We start from the raw sequence: 16,473 nt of genomic DNA, 5'->3' as shown, positions 1-16,473 counted from the left end.
TCGGTATCGACCCCCAAAAGTTAGAGTAGACAACTAACTTTTGGGGGTGTTTTTATGGCTAAATATAGTGAGGAATTTAAACTAAAACTTGTCACCGAGTATCTGGATGGCCATCTTGGATATAAATCATTGGCGAAAAAATATAACCTACCCTCTAAGACACCACTACAAGATTGGGTAAGAGCTTATAAAACACAAGGAATAGAAGGTATAAAGCGAAGAGAAATAAACAAAGCGTACTCTGTTCAATTTAAATTAGATACGATACTATTTATGTTAGAGACAGGCGCTTCTTATCAGGAAACTGCGGAACAATTTAAGCTGAACAATCCTTCATTAATTCATTCTTGGACGAAAATATTTAATGAACAAGGAGTAGATGGCCTGAAACCTAAATTAAAGGGGAGACCTTCTATGTCTAAGAAACCTAGTAAATCGGAGAAGAAGGAAGAGAAGAAGGTAACACGCGAAGAGGAATTAGAACGCGAGAATGAATTACTGCGATTGGAAAATGCGTACCTAAAAAAGTTGAGAGCTTTTCGGGAGAATCCGAATGCCTTCMGCGAAAAGCACAAGCCAAGCTCGCATTCGAACTTAAAGAAGCAGGATTCCGATTAAAAGATATTTTCCAAGTAGTGGGGATTCCCGAAGCAACCTATCACTATCATGTGAAGGGTTTTGACAAAGAGGATTCGAATACAGAATTAAAAGAACTCATTACTTCCTTATTTAAAAAATTTCATGAACGTTATGGATATAAACGGATTACGAAGGAATTAAAGAAATTAGGTCATCATATCAATCATAAAAAAGTATATCGTGTTATGCGAGACCTCGGATTGAAATGTGTAAAATTCATGCGGAAATCCYGTAAATACAATTCGTATAAGGGGAACGTTGGAAAGRTAGCGAAGAACCGATTATCACGCCGTTTTAACACGCATGTCCCTCTACAAAAATTAGTAACTGACATTACAGAATTTAAATGTCTAAACGAAGAGAAGTTATATTTAAATCCCATTCTTGACCTCTATAACGGAGAAATCATCGCGTATGGAATCAGGAAACGTCCCACGTTAGATCTAGTCATGGAACCTTTACATGAAACGATAGAAATAATAAGAAATCACGCAATCTATCGAACCACCATCCATTCTGATCAAGGCTGGCATTACCAGCACAATCAATGGGTGAAGACATTAAAGAAGAATAATGTATTCCAAAGCATGTCACGGAAAGCTACATGCGCAGACAACGCTGTAATGGAAAACTTTTTTGGTGTTTTGAAGCAGGAAATGTATTATGGAGAAAAATTAGTTACCTTTGAGGATTTAAGAAGCCGGATTGAAGAATATATCCACTGGTACAATCATGAACGTTCAAAAGAAAAATTGGATGGACTAAGTCCAGTCGAATACCGAACTCAGTCCATCCAATCAGCTGCATAACAAAACTCTAACTTTTGGGGTTAGCCACCNATTAAAGAAGAATAATGTATTCCAAAGCATGTCACGGAAAGCTACATGCGCAGACAACGCTGTAATGGAAAACTTTTTTGGTGTTTTGAAGCAGGAAATGTATTATGGAGAAAAATTAGTTACCTTTGAGGATTTAAGAAGCCGGATTGAAGAATATATCCACTGGTACAATCATGAACGTTCAAAAGAAAAATTGGATGGACTAAGTCCAGTCGAATACCGAACTCAGTCCATCCAATCAGCTGCATAACAAAACTCTAACTTTTGGGGTTAGCCACCGTCAGCCTCTTTTTTATTATTATAATACCTTCTTTTCAAAACGGTTAATATCCGTATCTGCACCGATAACAATCAGGATATCACCTTCACGAATTTGTTCATCTGCTTGTGGAGACACAATAATATCCTTTTGTCTCTTAATCGCCACGATATTGATTCCAAATTGAGCACGGATATCCAGTTCAATTAATGAATTCCCACTCAGATTTTCATTCGCCACAATCTCTACGATGGAGTGTTCATCCGACAGTTCCAGGTAATCCAATACATTATTCGAAACGATATTATGAGCAATCCTTCTTCCCATATCACGTTCCGGATGAACGACTTGGTTCGCACCTATTTTGCGCAATACTTTTTCATGATAATCATTTTGAGCCTTAACGGTAATTTTTTTCACACCGATTTCTTTCATCATCAAGGTGGTTAAGATACTGGATTGGATATCGTCTCCAATAGCCACAATGACGTGATCAAAATTTCTGATTCCCAGGCTTTTTAATACGGATTCGTCCGTTGCATCTGCCACTACCGCATGAGAAGCAATGGAAGAGAATTCATTTACTTTATCTTCATCCTGATCAATCGCCATAACCTCCATGCCTTGATCTGATAATGAACGGACAATACTACCTCCAAATCGTCCTAAACCAACAACCACAAACTCTTTTTTCACCATACATCCCCCCGCACTCTCTATATCCTTTATTTTAGCATAAAAAAAAGGAGAAAATGAAATTTCTCCCTGTTGTTCCCCTGTATTAAATTTAGATGGGGTTTACAGATTAATCACTTCTTACCTTTAACATAATCTGCATCAAATAAAAACAGCCTCATTAACAGATATAAAGATGGAATCAATAATAGCAACCCTGCTATGAAGACGATGACCAGGGCCATTCCCATCGTTGGATTCGTTACACTTGTTTCTATCGTAATGAACGGTTTAAGAATATAAGGTAAATGCGATGCACCATAGCCAAAAAAGGCAAAGAAGAATTGCAGCATAACCAATATAAATGCCGTTCCAAAATTCTTACGCACGTATATCATTAGCGATGCACCAAAGAAGCATAGGAGTGACAACCCAAACATCCACCAAATATCAATTGCCTTCGCAAAATGCTCTGCATTATGCTCTCTCAACGATACAAATACTAATAAACTTGCGAGAATCGTAGGTGCACTCCAAAACAGAGAAAACGTCCTTAGTTCCTCCCTGGAATCCATATCTCCTGCACGGTTTGCATAATATGTTAGAAATGTCGCACTGATAAATAACACCGACACAATGGAGAGGGCCACTACACTCCATGAATAGGGGCTGGTAAAAAGCTCCTTTGCGAGGAAGATGACCTTATCTCCCTTCTCTTCCAGAAATCCACCTTCTGAAATCGTTAATGCCGTGGATAAGGAAGCAGGAATTAATAACCCGGTCGCCCCATATAGAAACAGATAAACGATATTGTCCTTTGATCCGTAATTTCCGAAAGCATAGAAACTTCCTCTTATAGCTAATAAAATGATGGCGAAACTTCCCGGAAGCAATAATGCCGTTCCATAATAATAGGCTGCGTCAGGAAAGAATCCGACAAGACCCACAAAGAAGAAGACAAAAAAGACGTTGGTTACTTCCCATACCGGAGAAAGGTATCGACTTATCAACACGTTCAATGTATGCTCCTTGCCTTTCATTCTCCCATAAAAGGCGAAGAAGCCGGCTCCAAAATCAATCGAAGCTACTATCAGGTAACCATAGAGGAAAATCCACAATACGGTAATCCCCACAACTTCCAAACTCATACCCATTCCTCCCTTAAAGCTTGAAGCCCCTTCTTCTCAGTCATCTGAAAAGAAGGAGTACCTATATATATCTGCTTAACTCGCTTTCTTAGGAAAACGTTGTTCTAATTCCGCCTCTGCAGGCTTATTTTTAAACATTTTAATCAGTACAACCACACATAGCACACCCAGAAGGATATAGAGGCCTACAAACAATGCAAACGTCAAGCCTACTCCATCAGCTTTAGTTGCTGCATCTGCCACTTTCATATACCCTCTCATAATCCATGGCTGGCGACCCACTTCGGCATAAATCCATCCAAATTCAATCGCAAGCATCGCAAGTGGTCCACTCGCTACAATTCCCCATAGCAACGGTTTATTCCATTCATTCCGCTTCTTCCACTTCCAGAATAAAACAAATGCTGCAGAAATAAAGATACTGTAGAACCCAATTGATACCATCAGGTCAAACATATAGTGAACCCATAAAGGCGGCCGCTCATCTTCAGGAAATTCATTCAGACCTATAACCTCTGTCTCAAAAGAACTCCCGGCCAGAAAACTTAAGAATCCAGGTAAGCGGATCTCATTATGGACCTCATTATTTTCATCCAGCGTTCCGAATACGATCAAGTCAGCATTCTCTTCCGTTTCAAAGTGCCACTCCGCTGCAGCGAGCTTTTCAGGCTGATACTCGGCAAGAAATTTAGCAGATAAGTCCCCTGCCAGAGCGGTGGCAAAAGCGAATACCAAAGCAGAAACCATCGTTAATCGCAGGGCTTTCTTATGATATTCCCCTCCTTTTTTACGAAGAATAGCGAATGCCGTAATCGCCGCCAACACTAAAGCCGATGTTAAATAGGCAGTCGTCAATACGTGAAAAACTTTCGTAGGCGTGGCAGGATTCAGCATTGCAGCAATCGGATCGATATTAATCGCTTTCCCATTCTCTAATTCAAATCCTTGAGGAGTGTTCATAAACGCATTCACCGTTGTAATAAACAGTGCTGAAGCCGAAGAACCAATCATAACCGGAATCGTCAACAGCCAGTGAATCCACTTATTCTTAAAACGGTCCCAAGTATAAAGATAGATTCCTAAAAAGATAGCCTCAAAGAAAAACGCAAAAGTTTCCATAAATAATGGCAATGCAATCACTTGTCCGGCCACCTGCATAAATGAAGGCCACAATAAAGACAGCTGTAACCCTATGGCTGTACCTGTTACAACTCCCACCGCAACCGTAATGGTAAATCCTCTCGCCCATCTTCTGGCAAGCAAAAGATAATGAGGATCATTTCGTTTGATTCCCATAAACTCCGCAATGGAAATCATAATCGGCACCCCTACCCCAATCGTCGCAAAAATAATATGGAATGCAAGGGTTGTCGAAGTGAGCATTCTACTCAAAATTACACCATCTAAAACCATTCTATACTCCCCCTACTGATCTACTTACTATCGTAAACAACTCTTTTCTACTGTTTATCACTTATTTTTCATTATAAAACCTGAAAATGAGTTTGTGATATGTTGAACATGAATATTTTGTGACGTTTTTCACAAACATTGATTGGTCTTTTATTTTAGAGGTTTTTGGGGTGGTTGGCAATGATGTTGCTTGGGGGAATGTTGCTTGTTTTTCAAGATGATGTTGGAACTATATTTGACTAGAGATTACTGATGGTTGAGGTTTTTTGGGAGAGAGTAGATTCGACCTCTTCCTTTACCTTGTGAATTAAGGTTCATGTTATTTAGTAGAAGATAGGCCACTCTGGAGGATTCAACACCTAAGAACTCTCTTGCTTGTTTGTTAGTAATAATCGGGCTTAAATCATAAATAGCCTGTTGGTGAGCATTCCGGTCAAATTCTCCACAATTAGGACAGTACCAAAACCTCATGTTACGTAACATATTGAATCTCTCGCAGCGGGTACACATAACACTGCGTATGATTCCTTCATGCTGTTGGTTAAATTTAGAATATGGAGCATGCTCATTCATTAGGAAATCGGCAATATTTTCAATTTCCTTCACTTCAAGAATTGAATTCGACCTTTAAGGAGATTTATCAACCGTTTTTTCATTATATCAATCTAATTTTCACGATACCAACCGTTCTGCAAATTCCGACCAATTCCGCAACACCCCACAGCCCCTATCCCCTCCCCTACCATAAACACTACAAAAAAACCCCACACACACCAGTGCAGGGCTCCTCCAAACTCACATCGCATCCAACATCCTGAACTGCGATTTAACCAATTCATAATAATCACCCTGTTGCTCCATCAGCTCATCGTGGTTACCGGATTCTTTAATTCTTCCATTTTCCAGAACAAAGATATTGTCCGACTCACGTATCGTAGATAGGCGGTGGGCGATGATGATTGCAGTGCGACCGTTCAGTAGTTTTTTTAGCGCGTTTTGAATTTTGACTTCTGTTTCCGTATCAATAGATGCTGTTGCTTCATCTAAAATAATGATTCGAGGGTTCGCAAGAAGTGCTCGTGCAAAAGACAACAATTGTCTTTCACCAACGGATAAAACGTTGCCCCGTTCTTCCACTTCGGTCTCGTAACCATTGGAAAGCTTCTCGATGAATTCATTGGCACCGATTGCTTCGGCGGCTTTCTTAACCTCTTCGTCCGTAGCATCAGGGCGTCCGAATCGGATGTTATCCATGATCGTTCCCGAGAAGATAAAAGTATCCTGCAAAACGATGCTGATTTGGCTTCGTAAGCTTGAAACCGATGCATCCCTCAGGTTTACTCCATCAATCTTCACTTCACCGTTCGTTGGATCGTAAAAACGGCTGATCAGGTTAGCGATTGTCGTTTTTCCTGATCCAGTATGACCAACTAATGCGACGGTCTGGCCTGCTTTCATTTCAAGGTTGATGTTTTGGAGTGCTTTTCGTTTGTCATCATAAGAGAATTCTACATTCTCAAACTGTATTCTTCCTTTGATGTCAGTCAGGTTCACCGCATTCGTTTTTTCATTTACAATCGGTTGTTCATCAAGGAATTCAAAGATACGCTCCGACGAAGCCATTCCAATCAGTAATTGATTGTAAACTTGACCGAGCCTTGAAATGGGTTCCCAGAACATCCCTAGGTAGAAGGCGAATGAAACGAATTCTCCCAGTTCCAGTGAGCCGCCTTGAATGAGATGGGCACCGTACCATATGAGGACCGCTGTCCCGATGGCGTTTGTCAGTTCTACCAGCGGGCGGAACATGGCATTTTTCTTTGTAGCTGTTCTCCAGCTATCGAAGTTTTCAGTGTTTACCCCATCGAAGAAGGCCATGTTTTCTTTTTCTTGAGTGAATGATTGAGTAACACGGATTCCTTGAATACTTTCATTCAGGTGGGAGTTCAGCTTCGATTGCTTGAGACGAACCATTTGCCAGGATCTGCGGATGTTTTTTCGTAAGCTGGTTGAGATAAAAAACATGATTGGCAGAATGACCATGACGGCAAGTGTTAACTCAGGACTTAACGTAAAGAGTATGACGATGATTCCAATGAGTAGAATGATATCCATTAAAAGATTAATAACTCCGTTTGTAAAGAGCTCCTGTAGGGAGTTAATGTCATTCATGATTCGAACCAGGATGGAACCGGCTGATCTCTGATCAAAGAAGCGATGAGATAGCCATTGAACATGGCTGAATAAGTGCTTTCTTAAATCATAAATAACTCCTTGCCCCAGCTGATTCATCCACCTGATCCTGAGCACATTTGCAACGTAGTTCAATACATAGAGTCCTGCGATAATTCCAACTAGTGTAAATAGTAAATTGGAATCCTTTTGCCTGATTGCTTTGTCTAATGTGTATACCCCAATCAGAATTGGTACGATCAACCGTACTGCTGTTGTGATCAGAACGGTAATGATGGATAAGGGCAGGAGTTTTCTAGAATAGGGTTTTAAATATGTTAATAACCGGTAGAGTTGTTCCCAGTTAAACGATTTATCGATCACTTGATCTGTAGAGTAATGGAATCTGCTTAATACGCTTTTGTTCACTTTGTTTTTCTGACTCAAATCCACTCACCTACCCTTCCTGTGTTTGTAATATCTGTTTCTGGTCTTTGTATTGGATATCATAGATTCGTTGATACGGGCCATTATTTTTCAGTAGGAAGTCATGAACTCCCCTCTCGACGACTTTCCCATTTTCCAGTACGAGTATTTCATCTGCATGCTTGAGGGATGAAATCCGATGGGCAATTATAAAGGTCGTTCGATCCGACATGACCTCTTTTAGCGCTTTTTGAATCCTGAATTCAGTTTCCATGTCTACGGCGCTTGTTGCGTCGTCAAGGATCAGGATCGATGGATCTGTACAAATCGCACGGGCAATGGCAATCCGCTGCTTTTGACCACCCGAAAGACCTAAGCCTCTTTCACCGAGCCTTGTGTCGTAGCCATCCGGCAATTCTGAAATAAAATTATGGGCTTGTGCCCGTTTTGCTGCTTCCATGATTTCTTCCATGCTTGCTTCTGGTCGTCCATACGATATATTCGCTTTGATCGTCGAGGAGAACAAGAAAGATTCCTGAAGTACGAAACCGATATTTTTTCGAAGTGATTTCAAAGAGTAATCTTTCAGACCCCGTCCATCGATGAGAATTTCTCCCTCTTCAGGTTCATAGAAACGAGTGATAAGCTGGGTGATACTCGTTTTACCAGAGCCGGTACCTCCGATCAGACCGATGACTTTTCCGGGTTCAGCCTTAAAGGTAATATCCTCGAGGGCTGCTTCATCATGAACGGTGTAATTCAGGGACACGTGCTTAAACTCTACTTCACCCTTCATCCGATCGACGTTAAGAACACCTTGATGATCTTTTATCTCTTCGTCCACTTCAAGAATTTCGAGTAAACGTTCCCCTGATGCTTTCGATTGGGAAAACAGGTTAATCGTAAATCCAAGATTCATGATCGGCCAGATAATATACCACACTAAACTGTAAAACGCGACAAGCTCTCCTGGTTGAAGGTTGCCATTCATCACGAGATAACCACCGTACGCGAGGAGTGTCACCACACTTACATTTCCCAAAAACTCCATTAAAGGAAAGTACTTTGCCCAAATGTCCGAGGTAAAAAGGTATTTATCTTTGTAATCACCATTTGATTGGTTGAATTTGTTGATTTGATGATCTTCTCTCGATAATGATTTTACTGTATTGATTCCTGAAATATTTTCTTGCACATTTGTATTCAGTTTTCCGAACGATTTACGGATACCCCTGAAAGCAGGATGAACCGCTTTATCAAATTTGTATACGGCAATTGCCAGGAACGGTAACGAAACGAGGGTGACGAATGTCAGTTGAGGCGAATAATAAAACATAACACCAAAGCTTACCGTTACTAAAAGGAAAAAGCGAAGCAGTTCTGAAAAACCAAAGGATAGAAAGAAACGAAATGCTTCTACATCTGCCGTCAACCGGGACATCAGATCCCCTGTTTTGGCGTTATCATAGTAACTGAATGGAAGGAATTGAAGCTTTTCATACAATTCGTTTCTCAACCGATAAACCGAAGTTATACCGAATAGATCCCCATGGTATTGTTGAATAAATGTGGCAACGCCTTTCACGATCATTATGCCGATAAATCCAAATGCTAAGTACGGAATCCACTGGTAGTTCCCTTGCAGAATCACATCATCAATCGTGATTTGCAGGATCATGGGATAGACTACAGTGATCACTGTAACAAAAATCAAGAAAATCATTGAAATGATAAAATGCCTTTTATATGGCCAATAAAAGGCTTTCAATTTTTTAAATGTATCCATAATTTCTCCCCCTTCAACGTTACAAAAAAAAGAACGTACTAATAAATATATCGGCTTTCGAAATATTTATCTACCCTTTTTTTTAGAATTTTTTACTTTTTTAAGAATTATCCTTCTAGTCTTATTATTCATATTAATTGTAAAAATGAATCCAAAAAAATAGATCGGTCTTTTGACCGATCTATTTCCACATATTTCGTTTGAACTTATTCGCTTTTTTCCATTTCATCCAGCACACGATTGACGCGTTTTTCAAGCATTTTCATTCCGCTTCCGCCCGCTTGGAAGTGACGAAGATTCCCGTCTTTATCAAATACATAGTAAGCTGGGACATATTGATTTTCGAATGCATCTGTCAGTTTATGCTCACTGTCTACGAAGATTGGCTGAGTGATTTCGTGCTCAGCCGCTACCTTCTTTATTTCGTCCAGATTCAAGTCATCCTCGGAGCGTGGCATATGAACAGCCATAACATTCAGTTTATCGCTGTATTGATCACGAAATTCATTTACTTGTGGCATGGCTTCTTTACAAAGGTGACATGAGATGGACCAGAAGTGAATAAGTGTCGGCTTTTCTCCTACCAGCTCTGCCTTTGTTACTTCTCCATTTAACCATTCTGTAGCACCGTTTAATTCTGGCATCGGTTCACGAAGCTTCATTAATATGGCCTCCCTTAATTTATATCGATCTTTTTTCTATTGTTCACAGGATGGTTTTGTACTACTCCTGAAAAAATCAACATGATAAGAAAATGGCCTAACAAACGGTTAGGCCATTATTCATTTAAAGATTATAATGTTTTTTGACCTGGCTTCCAGTTTGCCGGGCAAAGTCCGCCAGTTTGAAGTGCTTGAAGAACACGGAGAGTTTCTTCAACGTCACGGCCGATATTGTTGTGGAATACTACTTGGTATTGTAGTTCCCCTTCCGGGTTGATGATGTATAGTCCGCGAAGAGCAATACCTTCATCTTCGATTAGGACTCCGTATTCGCTGGATACGCTGTGGTTTGTATCTGCAGCTAATGGGTATCTTAACTCACCAAGACCATTTTCTTTACGGTCAGTGTTGATCCAAGCTAAGTGTGTATGAATAGTGTCTGTAGAGACACCGATAACTTCTGCATCTAAATCTTCGAACTCATCGTAACGGTCTGACATTGCTGTAATTTCAGTTGGACAAACAAAAGTGAAGTCCATTGGGTAGAAGAACAATACTGTCCACTTACCATTTTTCATATTTTCTTCCAGTGACACTTTACCGAATTCTTTGTTTGGCAATACAGCGTCCATTTCAAAACGTGGAGCTTGTTTGCCTACCATGCGTTCTGCCATTAGTGAATCCCTCCAATGAGTTTTTAATGAAATATTTTACCAGAGAAAGGAAGACGTGACAGCCTGTCCTTTCTGAATCACAATTTTCATTATATAGGATTAGTTTTTTTTAGTCAATATTAAATTATAATCAATTTAATATTAAAATCATTATAATTTATTGACAATATCCCTTACTTGGTTTTCCCTATTATGTAGAAGTTTACTCACTTTTCTGCTTGAATAAACATCTACATAAAGTTTACCATTTCTCAACTGGGGAATAAAACAATATGCTTTTTTATATACTCTTTGACATGTCCTATGGTGAATTGTGTATACTAGAATGGTCATTATTTAAAAGGAAGGATGTTTTGGATTGAATTACATACTTGGTCTTAGTGCTTTAAGTGACCGACTTTCGAATTTTAATTGGGGCGGTCTATTGGTGACGATCGGAATTGGCGCCTTACAGATAATAGCGATTTGGATTGCTTTCATTATCGTGAAAGGTGCAGCTAACAAAGTGGTTGAGAGAGTCTTTGATAAGTACAGAATGAGAAATGATGTTTCTGAAGGTCGCGCCCAAACACTGCAAAGTCTTTCAAAAAATATAATTGGATACATCCTGATTTTTGTTTTCTTTGTCACGATTTTACAAATCTTCGGTATCCAGGTGACGGCTATTCTCGCCGGAGCAGGAATTGTTGGCCTTGCAGTCGGCTTTGGGGCTCAAGGCTTAGTAAGTGATGTAGTGACTGGATTCTTTATTCTTTTGGAAAAGCAAGTGGATGTAGGGGATTACGTGTCCACTGGAAATTTCTCAGGGATTGTAGAAGAGGTTGGTTTACGTACGACGCATATTCGTGGGTTCGACGGTACTCTGCATTATGTGCCAAATAGAGAAATAACGAGTGTCAGCAATCATTCCCGTGGAAATATGAGAGCACTTGTTGATATCGGGATCTCATATGATGATGACATTGACAAAGCGATGGTCGTGCTTCAGCAGGTTTGCGATACGATCGCTCAAGAAGATGACAATATTGTAGATGGACCAAATGTGTTAGGTGTTCAGACACTTGGCGCTTCAGATGTAGTACTGAGAGTGCTATGCAAAACGAAAAACATGGAGCAATGGGGAGTGGAACGGAAGCTTCGTAAAGCTCTAAAAGAAGCTCTTGACCAAAATGGAATTGAAATTCCTTACCCTCATCAGGTTTATATTGAGAAGAAAGAAAGCTAATGAAAGTGAAAAGAGAAGGCACCGGCCTTCTCTTTTTATTTGTCTCTTCTCCTTTTTGCATTCAGTAGACGCTGAAGGCGATCATCATCCTTAGTTTCTTGAGGATCCTGTTTAACCTTGGATTTGTTTGTCGGCCCCTTTTTCTCAGAAACTTTAGGCATAGTCTGCTTGCTGCTTGTAGGTTTCTCCCACTCATTCCGCTCGCGGTTCTGTTTCACTTTGCTGCCAAGTTGTTCAAAAGTTGGTTGTTCTTTAGGAACGGAAACGGGTATCTTCCTTTTAAGCTTATTAAAAACTCCCATTATAGGACCTAATCCAAACCTTCTTATTGCAATTTCACTAAAGAATAGTAGAAAGCCCATACTAATAAGGAGTGAACAGATTGATTGCTCTCTGGATGATTTGTTGTTGAACTCTCGAAAGACTTCTTTAGGGGACGAATATCTCTTCCCTCCCGTTGCTTCTACTATCTCTTCCAGTGTTCGGGTTCCCCCCTTGTAGGTGTATTCTTTCGAATATGGAACCGAAAAGCCTGTTTGGTATGAGCTTCCACTCTCTTCACCTGCCTTGGAGATATTCATATGATATAGTCCAGGTGATAACCTGCTCTCAAATTCGACTTCATAGTCTCCCGGAGCCTTGATTCTCGTCGTTGCAGGAATCTCTTTTCCACTTTCATCAAGTGCCGTTACCTCAAGTTGCGAGACATCTCCCGCAGATGATGAAAGCTTTAACTGAGTATGTCCCCGATCGTCTTCCACATCGATGGTGTACGGGTTGGATTGAATATCAGGAAACGAACGTGTAACAAGCTGATTGACGAACGTCGGCCATCCTTTCCACCTGACGAAATCCCCTGTCCATTTTCCAGTTGTATCAGATGTAAATGCAAATGTCCTCCCCAGACCATATCTCCAGGTTGCCAAAATAGGATCATTCTTTTCACTCTTCATCTCAACTTGAGAAGTGCCTTTTGGACTAGTGGCAATATAGGCATTCATTTGCGGAATGCCTTCTGTAAATAACGTTTCCCAGTTAGACGAAGAAATCGCTGGATAGAATGGATTGTCTTCAATATAGGTCCTTGTAGTAATGACTGTCTCCCTTGTTAAGATACTCGGTATCACACTGGCGTCGACAACATCATAAAATCGACCTTTTCCCCATTGTGACAAATCATTTAATAGACCTCGATCTGCTCCTTCACCGATTGAGACGGTGGATAACGTGATTTGTTTATCGTGACCATCCTCAACAAGTGACTGGTAACTGCCTGACGTCGCAGATTGTCCATCCGTTAAAAGAATGATATGTTTTCTTTTTAAAGGCAAATCTTCTAAACTCTTATATGCTTGTTGTAAGGAGGAAAAGATTTCTGTTCCGCCACCAGGTGAAATGGAGCGTATTTGCTCTTCTACTTTTTTGCGATCAGAAAGTGGTTTCGTCTCCACGATTTCCCATGGTCGATCGTCAAATGCAATGACTCCCAGCGTATCTTTATCTCTAAGTAAAGAGACGGTTCTCGCAGCAGCTTCTTTTGCAAGGGCAATCTTCTGACCATTCATACTGCCTGAGCGGTCGAGCACAATGACTAGACCAAGAGACGGAAGCTCTTTTTTACCTTTAACATCCATATCGACGGGCAGTAATATTTCGATCGGCGTTTTAAAATATCCTCCAAGAGCAAAACTTTCGCTTCCGCCAAACATAATAAATCCTCGTCCAAATTCTTTCACGCTTTTCTCCATAAGGAGCATTTTTTTCTCAGGAATGCTTGTAGCAGATACATTATCAAAGAGAATCGTCTGATATTCCAGATAGGAAGTCAGCTTTCCAGGTAACTGCTCAGGTTTGTATGAATCAACGCTAAACCCTGCTGACTTCAGTAATGGGGTTAATGGACTTTCTCCAGAAGGGCTTTCCACCAGGAGTACTTTGGCTGGACCTTCTGAACGGGCAAGATTGTATAAGGTATTATTTTCTTTGCTTCCATCCCCTTCAGTAAACGCCTTTGCCTTATACACCAATAAACCCGATTCACCTACGACATGCTTGAACTGAAATTCATTGTTTCCTTCTTGCACTTGTACAATTTCCTTAATGATTGACCGATCATTTAAGGATATGCGCATCTCTATCTCTTTTTTAGTTGTGCTGTACGCGTTAACGGTTATGACTGTTTCTTCTCCTTCATATTGAATGGAGGGCGACGTAACATTTGTTACTGCCACGTCTTCTTTCGTATCCGATGAAATTGGAATCCAATCCACTTCAATCCCTTTTCCCTTTAATAAAGGTATGACATTTCCCCCAGACCCCGTCGTTTCCTTCCCGTCTGTAATGGCGACAATTCTTCCCCCACGGGTAAGGAGATTCGATGCATATTCCAGTCCTTCTTCGAGGTTTGTTTCTCCCTCTTTGATCTCTCCTGCAAATTGATCGATATGATTTCTTTCTGGTGAAATTGTTCGTTCAATTTCTGAGTTTTCTCCAAAGGCAACGATTCCGTATCCATCTTGTTCCCTAGTGGTTCGGGATGCTTGATTGATCAGATTCAGGATGTGATTCTCTTGTTCCGCCACAGATGCAGAGCGGTCTGCTAGAATAATTACCGACCGCCCTTTATCCGGGAACGTAATATACGGGTTAGCAAGGGCTATGATCAATAGACCCATCCCACATCCCCTCAATATGAGGACGAGCTTTTCTTCTTTCCTCTGCAATCCCTGTTTGGCAAATAGGAAGAGTACAAATCCAAGGGGAATCATTAACCATAACCAAAGAATATCTTTAAATTCGACTCCCACGTCTGTATACCTCCCATTCGATAAATAATAAAAGAATTGCTAAGATTAGAAACCACACAGTAAGGGCTTGGGGAATGCTCTTTGATTCCTCGTTTTTCATTCCTTTAGTGGGTTCAAGGGAAAAGGAAGACCCTTCTGATAATTGCTTTTCCCGATCATCAAGTACGACACTGAAATATTTCGTGTCACCATCTCGTATAGCCTGATATACGCCAGGGGCTTCGGGTGCCTTGAACCCTCCTTCCCCATTCCACTCTTTTACAAACTCACCTTCAGTGGAATATATATCCCAATTATCACCCGTAAGAGGTATTGTCCTCTCTTCTCCCGGTTGATAATAGCCAAAAAACCCATGATTTTCTGATAAAAACTGATAAGAATTATAAAGAAAGATCGGAAATCCCGGATGTAATGGGAAATCTGATTCGTTAAGGTGCAGATTTAACAGGACAAGCTTCTGACCATTCACTTCTCCCTTCTGAATGAGAGGAATGGAATCAGATGTAGCAACTGATTGGAGATTCTTTATTTGGATGGAATTCACTTTTCCCACATACACTTTTTCCAGATCAACATGTTTTAATAGGGGATCTTCATTCGTTGCTTTAATCCCATGTGTCAGAGGTTTGGATTCTTTTGACCGAGCCGGGACGATCATGGCAGGGCTCTCGAACGATAATTGCTGCCACTTCTCCTTTGTGGTCAAGATGATATCATCCCCGGACTTCTTTTGATCCTCTTCAATGGTTTTCACGTCAACTCCGATCGATTGAAACCCCTTTAATAAGAAGGGGTTAATTTCCCCTATAACATGAATGGCCGGCTTTGAAGCAGCCTGAATATTTGAAAGACTGTTATCTTCCATGTAATTATCATTAACATCGATTACCGCCTTATAAATTGGGCTATGGGAAAGATCAGATATTGGAACAACAGTTTCCTTTCCTGGATCCAATGTCAGTTCAACTGAAGAGATCTCATTCTTTTCATCGTGAATGGCGAGGTGACCCCTTAATGATACCCCACTTTGATTTTCGATCACAGCGACTCCTTTATAAGAAGATCCTAGCCGTTCAACCCCGAAACTTGTAAGGGAAACATTTACAGGTTTAGTCAAAAGATTATGTACCTGAATAGGAGTGGTAAGTTCTTCTGTAAAATCCTCTTTTTCCATTGAGTCTGAGAAGATATGTATGATTGATTCCGACCCGCTTGCCAATGCCTCTCCAAGGTGAATCGCTTTTTTCATATCTTCGTGGTCATTAGATAATGGAAGATTCTTTAAACCATTGAGAACAACCCGGTCGTTTGTTTCTTCCGAGACAATGGTGGTTACAGATTTCCCCACTCCTAATAGGGTTACTTTTCCACCTGTTCCTTCAATTAATGATTGAATGTCTTCTTTTGCTTCTTCAAAGTGAGATCGATTGTTCACCACTGCGTTCATAGAGGCAGAGGTGTCCAGTAAAATGACGAGATGATCTTTTGGGGCCATTTCGTTAAATATGTAAGGCTTTACCAGGGCAATCATTAAGAAGAAAAGGATCAGTACTTGTAAAAGAAGTAAGAGATTTTTCTGTAATCTATGAAACCATGGAGAAGCTTGCCATTCCTTCATAACCTCTTCCCATAGTAGATTAGAAGGAACAACTTGATCTCTGTATTGTTTTCGAAAGAAATACATTAAAATAACAGCGGCTATAAAAAAAGAAAATAAAAAAAAGATTGGATTCCCTATTCCCATCATA

Annotated in this window: 13 protein-coding genes and 1 pseudogene; 4 read left to right on the top strand and 10 right to left on the bottom strand. The window is 40.4% G+C overall.

The window, feature by feature from the left end; all coding sequences use genetic code 11:
- Positions 1–54 precede the first annotated feature (54 nt).
- The 3 genes and pseudogenes from F0342_RS07640 to F0342_RS07630 all read left to right on the top strand — a co-directional run.
- On the top strand, positions 55–618 hold the full coding sequence (locus F0342_RS07640; RefSeq protein ID WP_149155373.1) for a helix-turn-helix domain-containing protein: 564 nt from the start codon (positions 55–57) through the stop codon (positions 616–618).
- Positions 504–1,448, top strand: coding sequence for an IS3 family transposase (locus F0342_RS07635; protein WP_262481674.1), 945 nt, complete (start codon positions 504–506; stop codon positions 1,446–1,448). Before F0342_RS07640 ends, F0342_RS07635 begins: the two co-directional genes overlap by 115 nt.
- Before the next feature lie 31 nt (positions 1,449–1,479).
- Positions 1,480–1,728: pseudogene (locus tag F0342_RS07630) on the top strand (transposase); the annotation flags it as partial.
- A gap of 48 nt (positions 1,729–1,776) precedes the next feature.
- Here F0342_RS07630 and F0342_RS07625 read toward each other — a convergent pair.
- The 8 genes from F0342_RS07625 to F0342_RS07590 all read right to left on the bottom strand — a co-directional run bounded on the left by F0342_RS07625 (position 1,777) and on the right by F0342_RS07590 (position 10,693).
- Positions 1,777–2,433 carry a potassium channel family protein gene (locus F0342_RS07625; RefSeq protein ID WP_149155370.1) on the bottom strand — a complete coding sequence of 219 codons (657 nt, stop codon included), beginning with the start codon at positions 2,431–2,433 and terminating at the stop codon, positions 1,777–1,779.
- Between the two features lie 113 nt (positions 2,434–2,546).
- Positions 2,547–3,560, bottom strand: coding sequence for a cytochrome d ubiquinol oxidase subunit II (locus tag F0342_RS07620; RefSeq protein ID WP_149155369.1), 1,014 nt, complete (start codon positions 3,558–3,560; stop codon positions 2,547–2,549).
- A gap of 75 nt (positions 3,561–3,635) precedes the next feature.
- The gene (locus tag F0342_RS07615) at positions 3,636–4,973 is read right to left on the bottom strand and encodes a cytochrome ubiquinol oxidase subunit I (RefSeq protein WP_149155368.1); all 1,338 of its coding nucleotides are present in this window, start codon (positions 4,971–4,973) and stop codon (positions 3,636–3,638) included.
- A 246-nt stretch (positions 4,974–5,219) separates the two neighbouring features.
- The gene (locus tag F0342_RS07610; RefSeq protein ID WP_188048451.1) at positions 5,220–5,546 is read right to left on the bottom strand and encodes a hypothetical protein; all 327 of its coding nucleotides are present in this window, start codon (positions 5,544–5,546) and stop codon (positions 5,220–5,222) included.
- Positions 5,547–5,768: 222 nt separating this feature from the next.
- Positions 5,769–7,598 (bottom strand): ABC transporter ATP-binding protein, encoded by a 1,830-nt coding sequence (locus F0342_RS07605; RefSeq protein ID WP_149155366.1) that lies wholly within the window; start codon positions 7,596–7,598, stop codon positions 5,769–5,771.
- Between the two features lie 4 nt (positions 7,599–7,602).
- Positions 7,603–9,357, bottom strand: coding sequence for an ABC transporter ATP-binding protein (locus F0342_RS07600; RefSeq protein ID WP_149155365.1), 1,755 nt, complete (start codon positions 9,355–9,357; stop codon positions 7,603–7,605).
- Positions 9,358–9,563: 206 nt separating this feature from the next.
- Entirely contained in the window at positions 9,564–10,019 is a 456-nt protein-coding gene (locus F0342_RS07595; protein WP_149155364.1) for a TlpA family protein disulfide reductase, read from the bottom strand.
- 131 nt (positions 10,020–10,150) lie between these two features.
- A complete protein-coding gene (locus tag F0342_RS07590) occupies positions 10,151–10,693 on the bottom strand; it encodes a peroxiredoxin (RefSeq protein ID WP_113968382.1) in 543 nt (180 codons plus the stop codon).
- 358 nt (positions 10,694–11,051) lie between these two features.
- Between F0342_RS07590 and F0342_RS07585 the strand changes: the two genes are divergently transcribed.
- Positions 11,052–11,918, top strand: coding sequence for a mechanosensitive ion channel family protein (locus F0342_RS07585; RefSeq protein ID WP_149155363.1), 867 nt, complete (start codon positions 11,052–11,054; stop codon positions 11,916–11,918).
- Positions 11,919–11,953: 35 nt separating this feature from the next.
- Here F0342_RS07585 and F0342_RS07580 read toward each other — a convergent pair whose 3' ends face one another.
- Both F0342_RS07580 and F0342_RS07575 read right to left on the bottom strand, forming a co-directional pair.
- Complete coding sequence (locus F0342_RS07580) at positions 11,954–14,725, bottom strand: VWA domain-containing protein (RefSeq protein WP_149155362.1); 2,772 nt, start codon at positions 14,723–14,725, stop codon at positions 11,954–11,956.
- On the bottom strand, positions 14,709–16,469 hold the full coding sequence (locus tag F0342_RS07575; RefSeq protein ID WP_262481673.1) for a vWA domain-containing protein: 1,761 nt from the start codon (positions 16,467–16,469) through the stop codon (positions 14,709–14,711). Before F0342_RS07575 ends, F0342_RS07580 begins: the two co-directional genes overlap by 17 nt.
- Positions 16,470–16,473: the final 4 nt, after the last annotated feature.

This window comes from Bacillus sp. CH30_1T (assembly GCF_008364765.1).
Classification (GTDB): Bacteria; Bacillota; Bacilli; order Bacillales; family Bacillaceae_B; genus Rossellomorea.
This window is presented reverse-complemented; position numbering and strand designations above follow the sequence as displayed.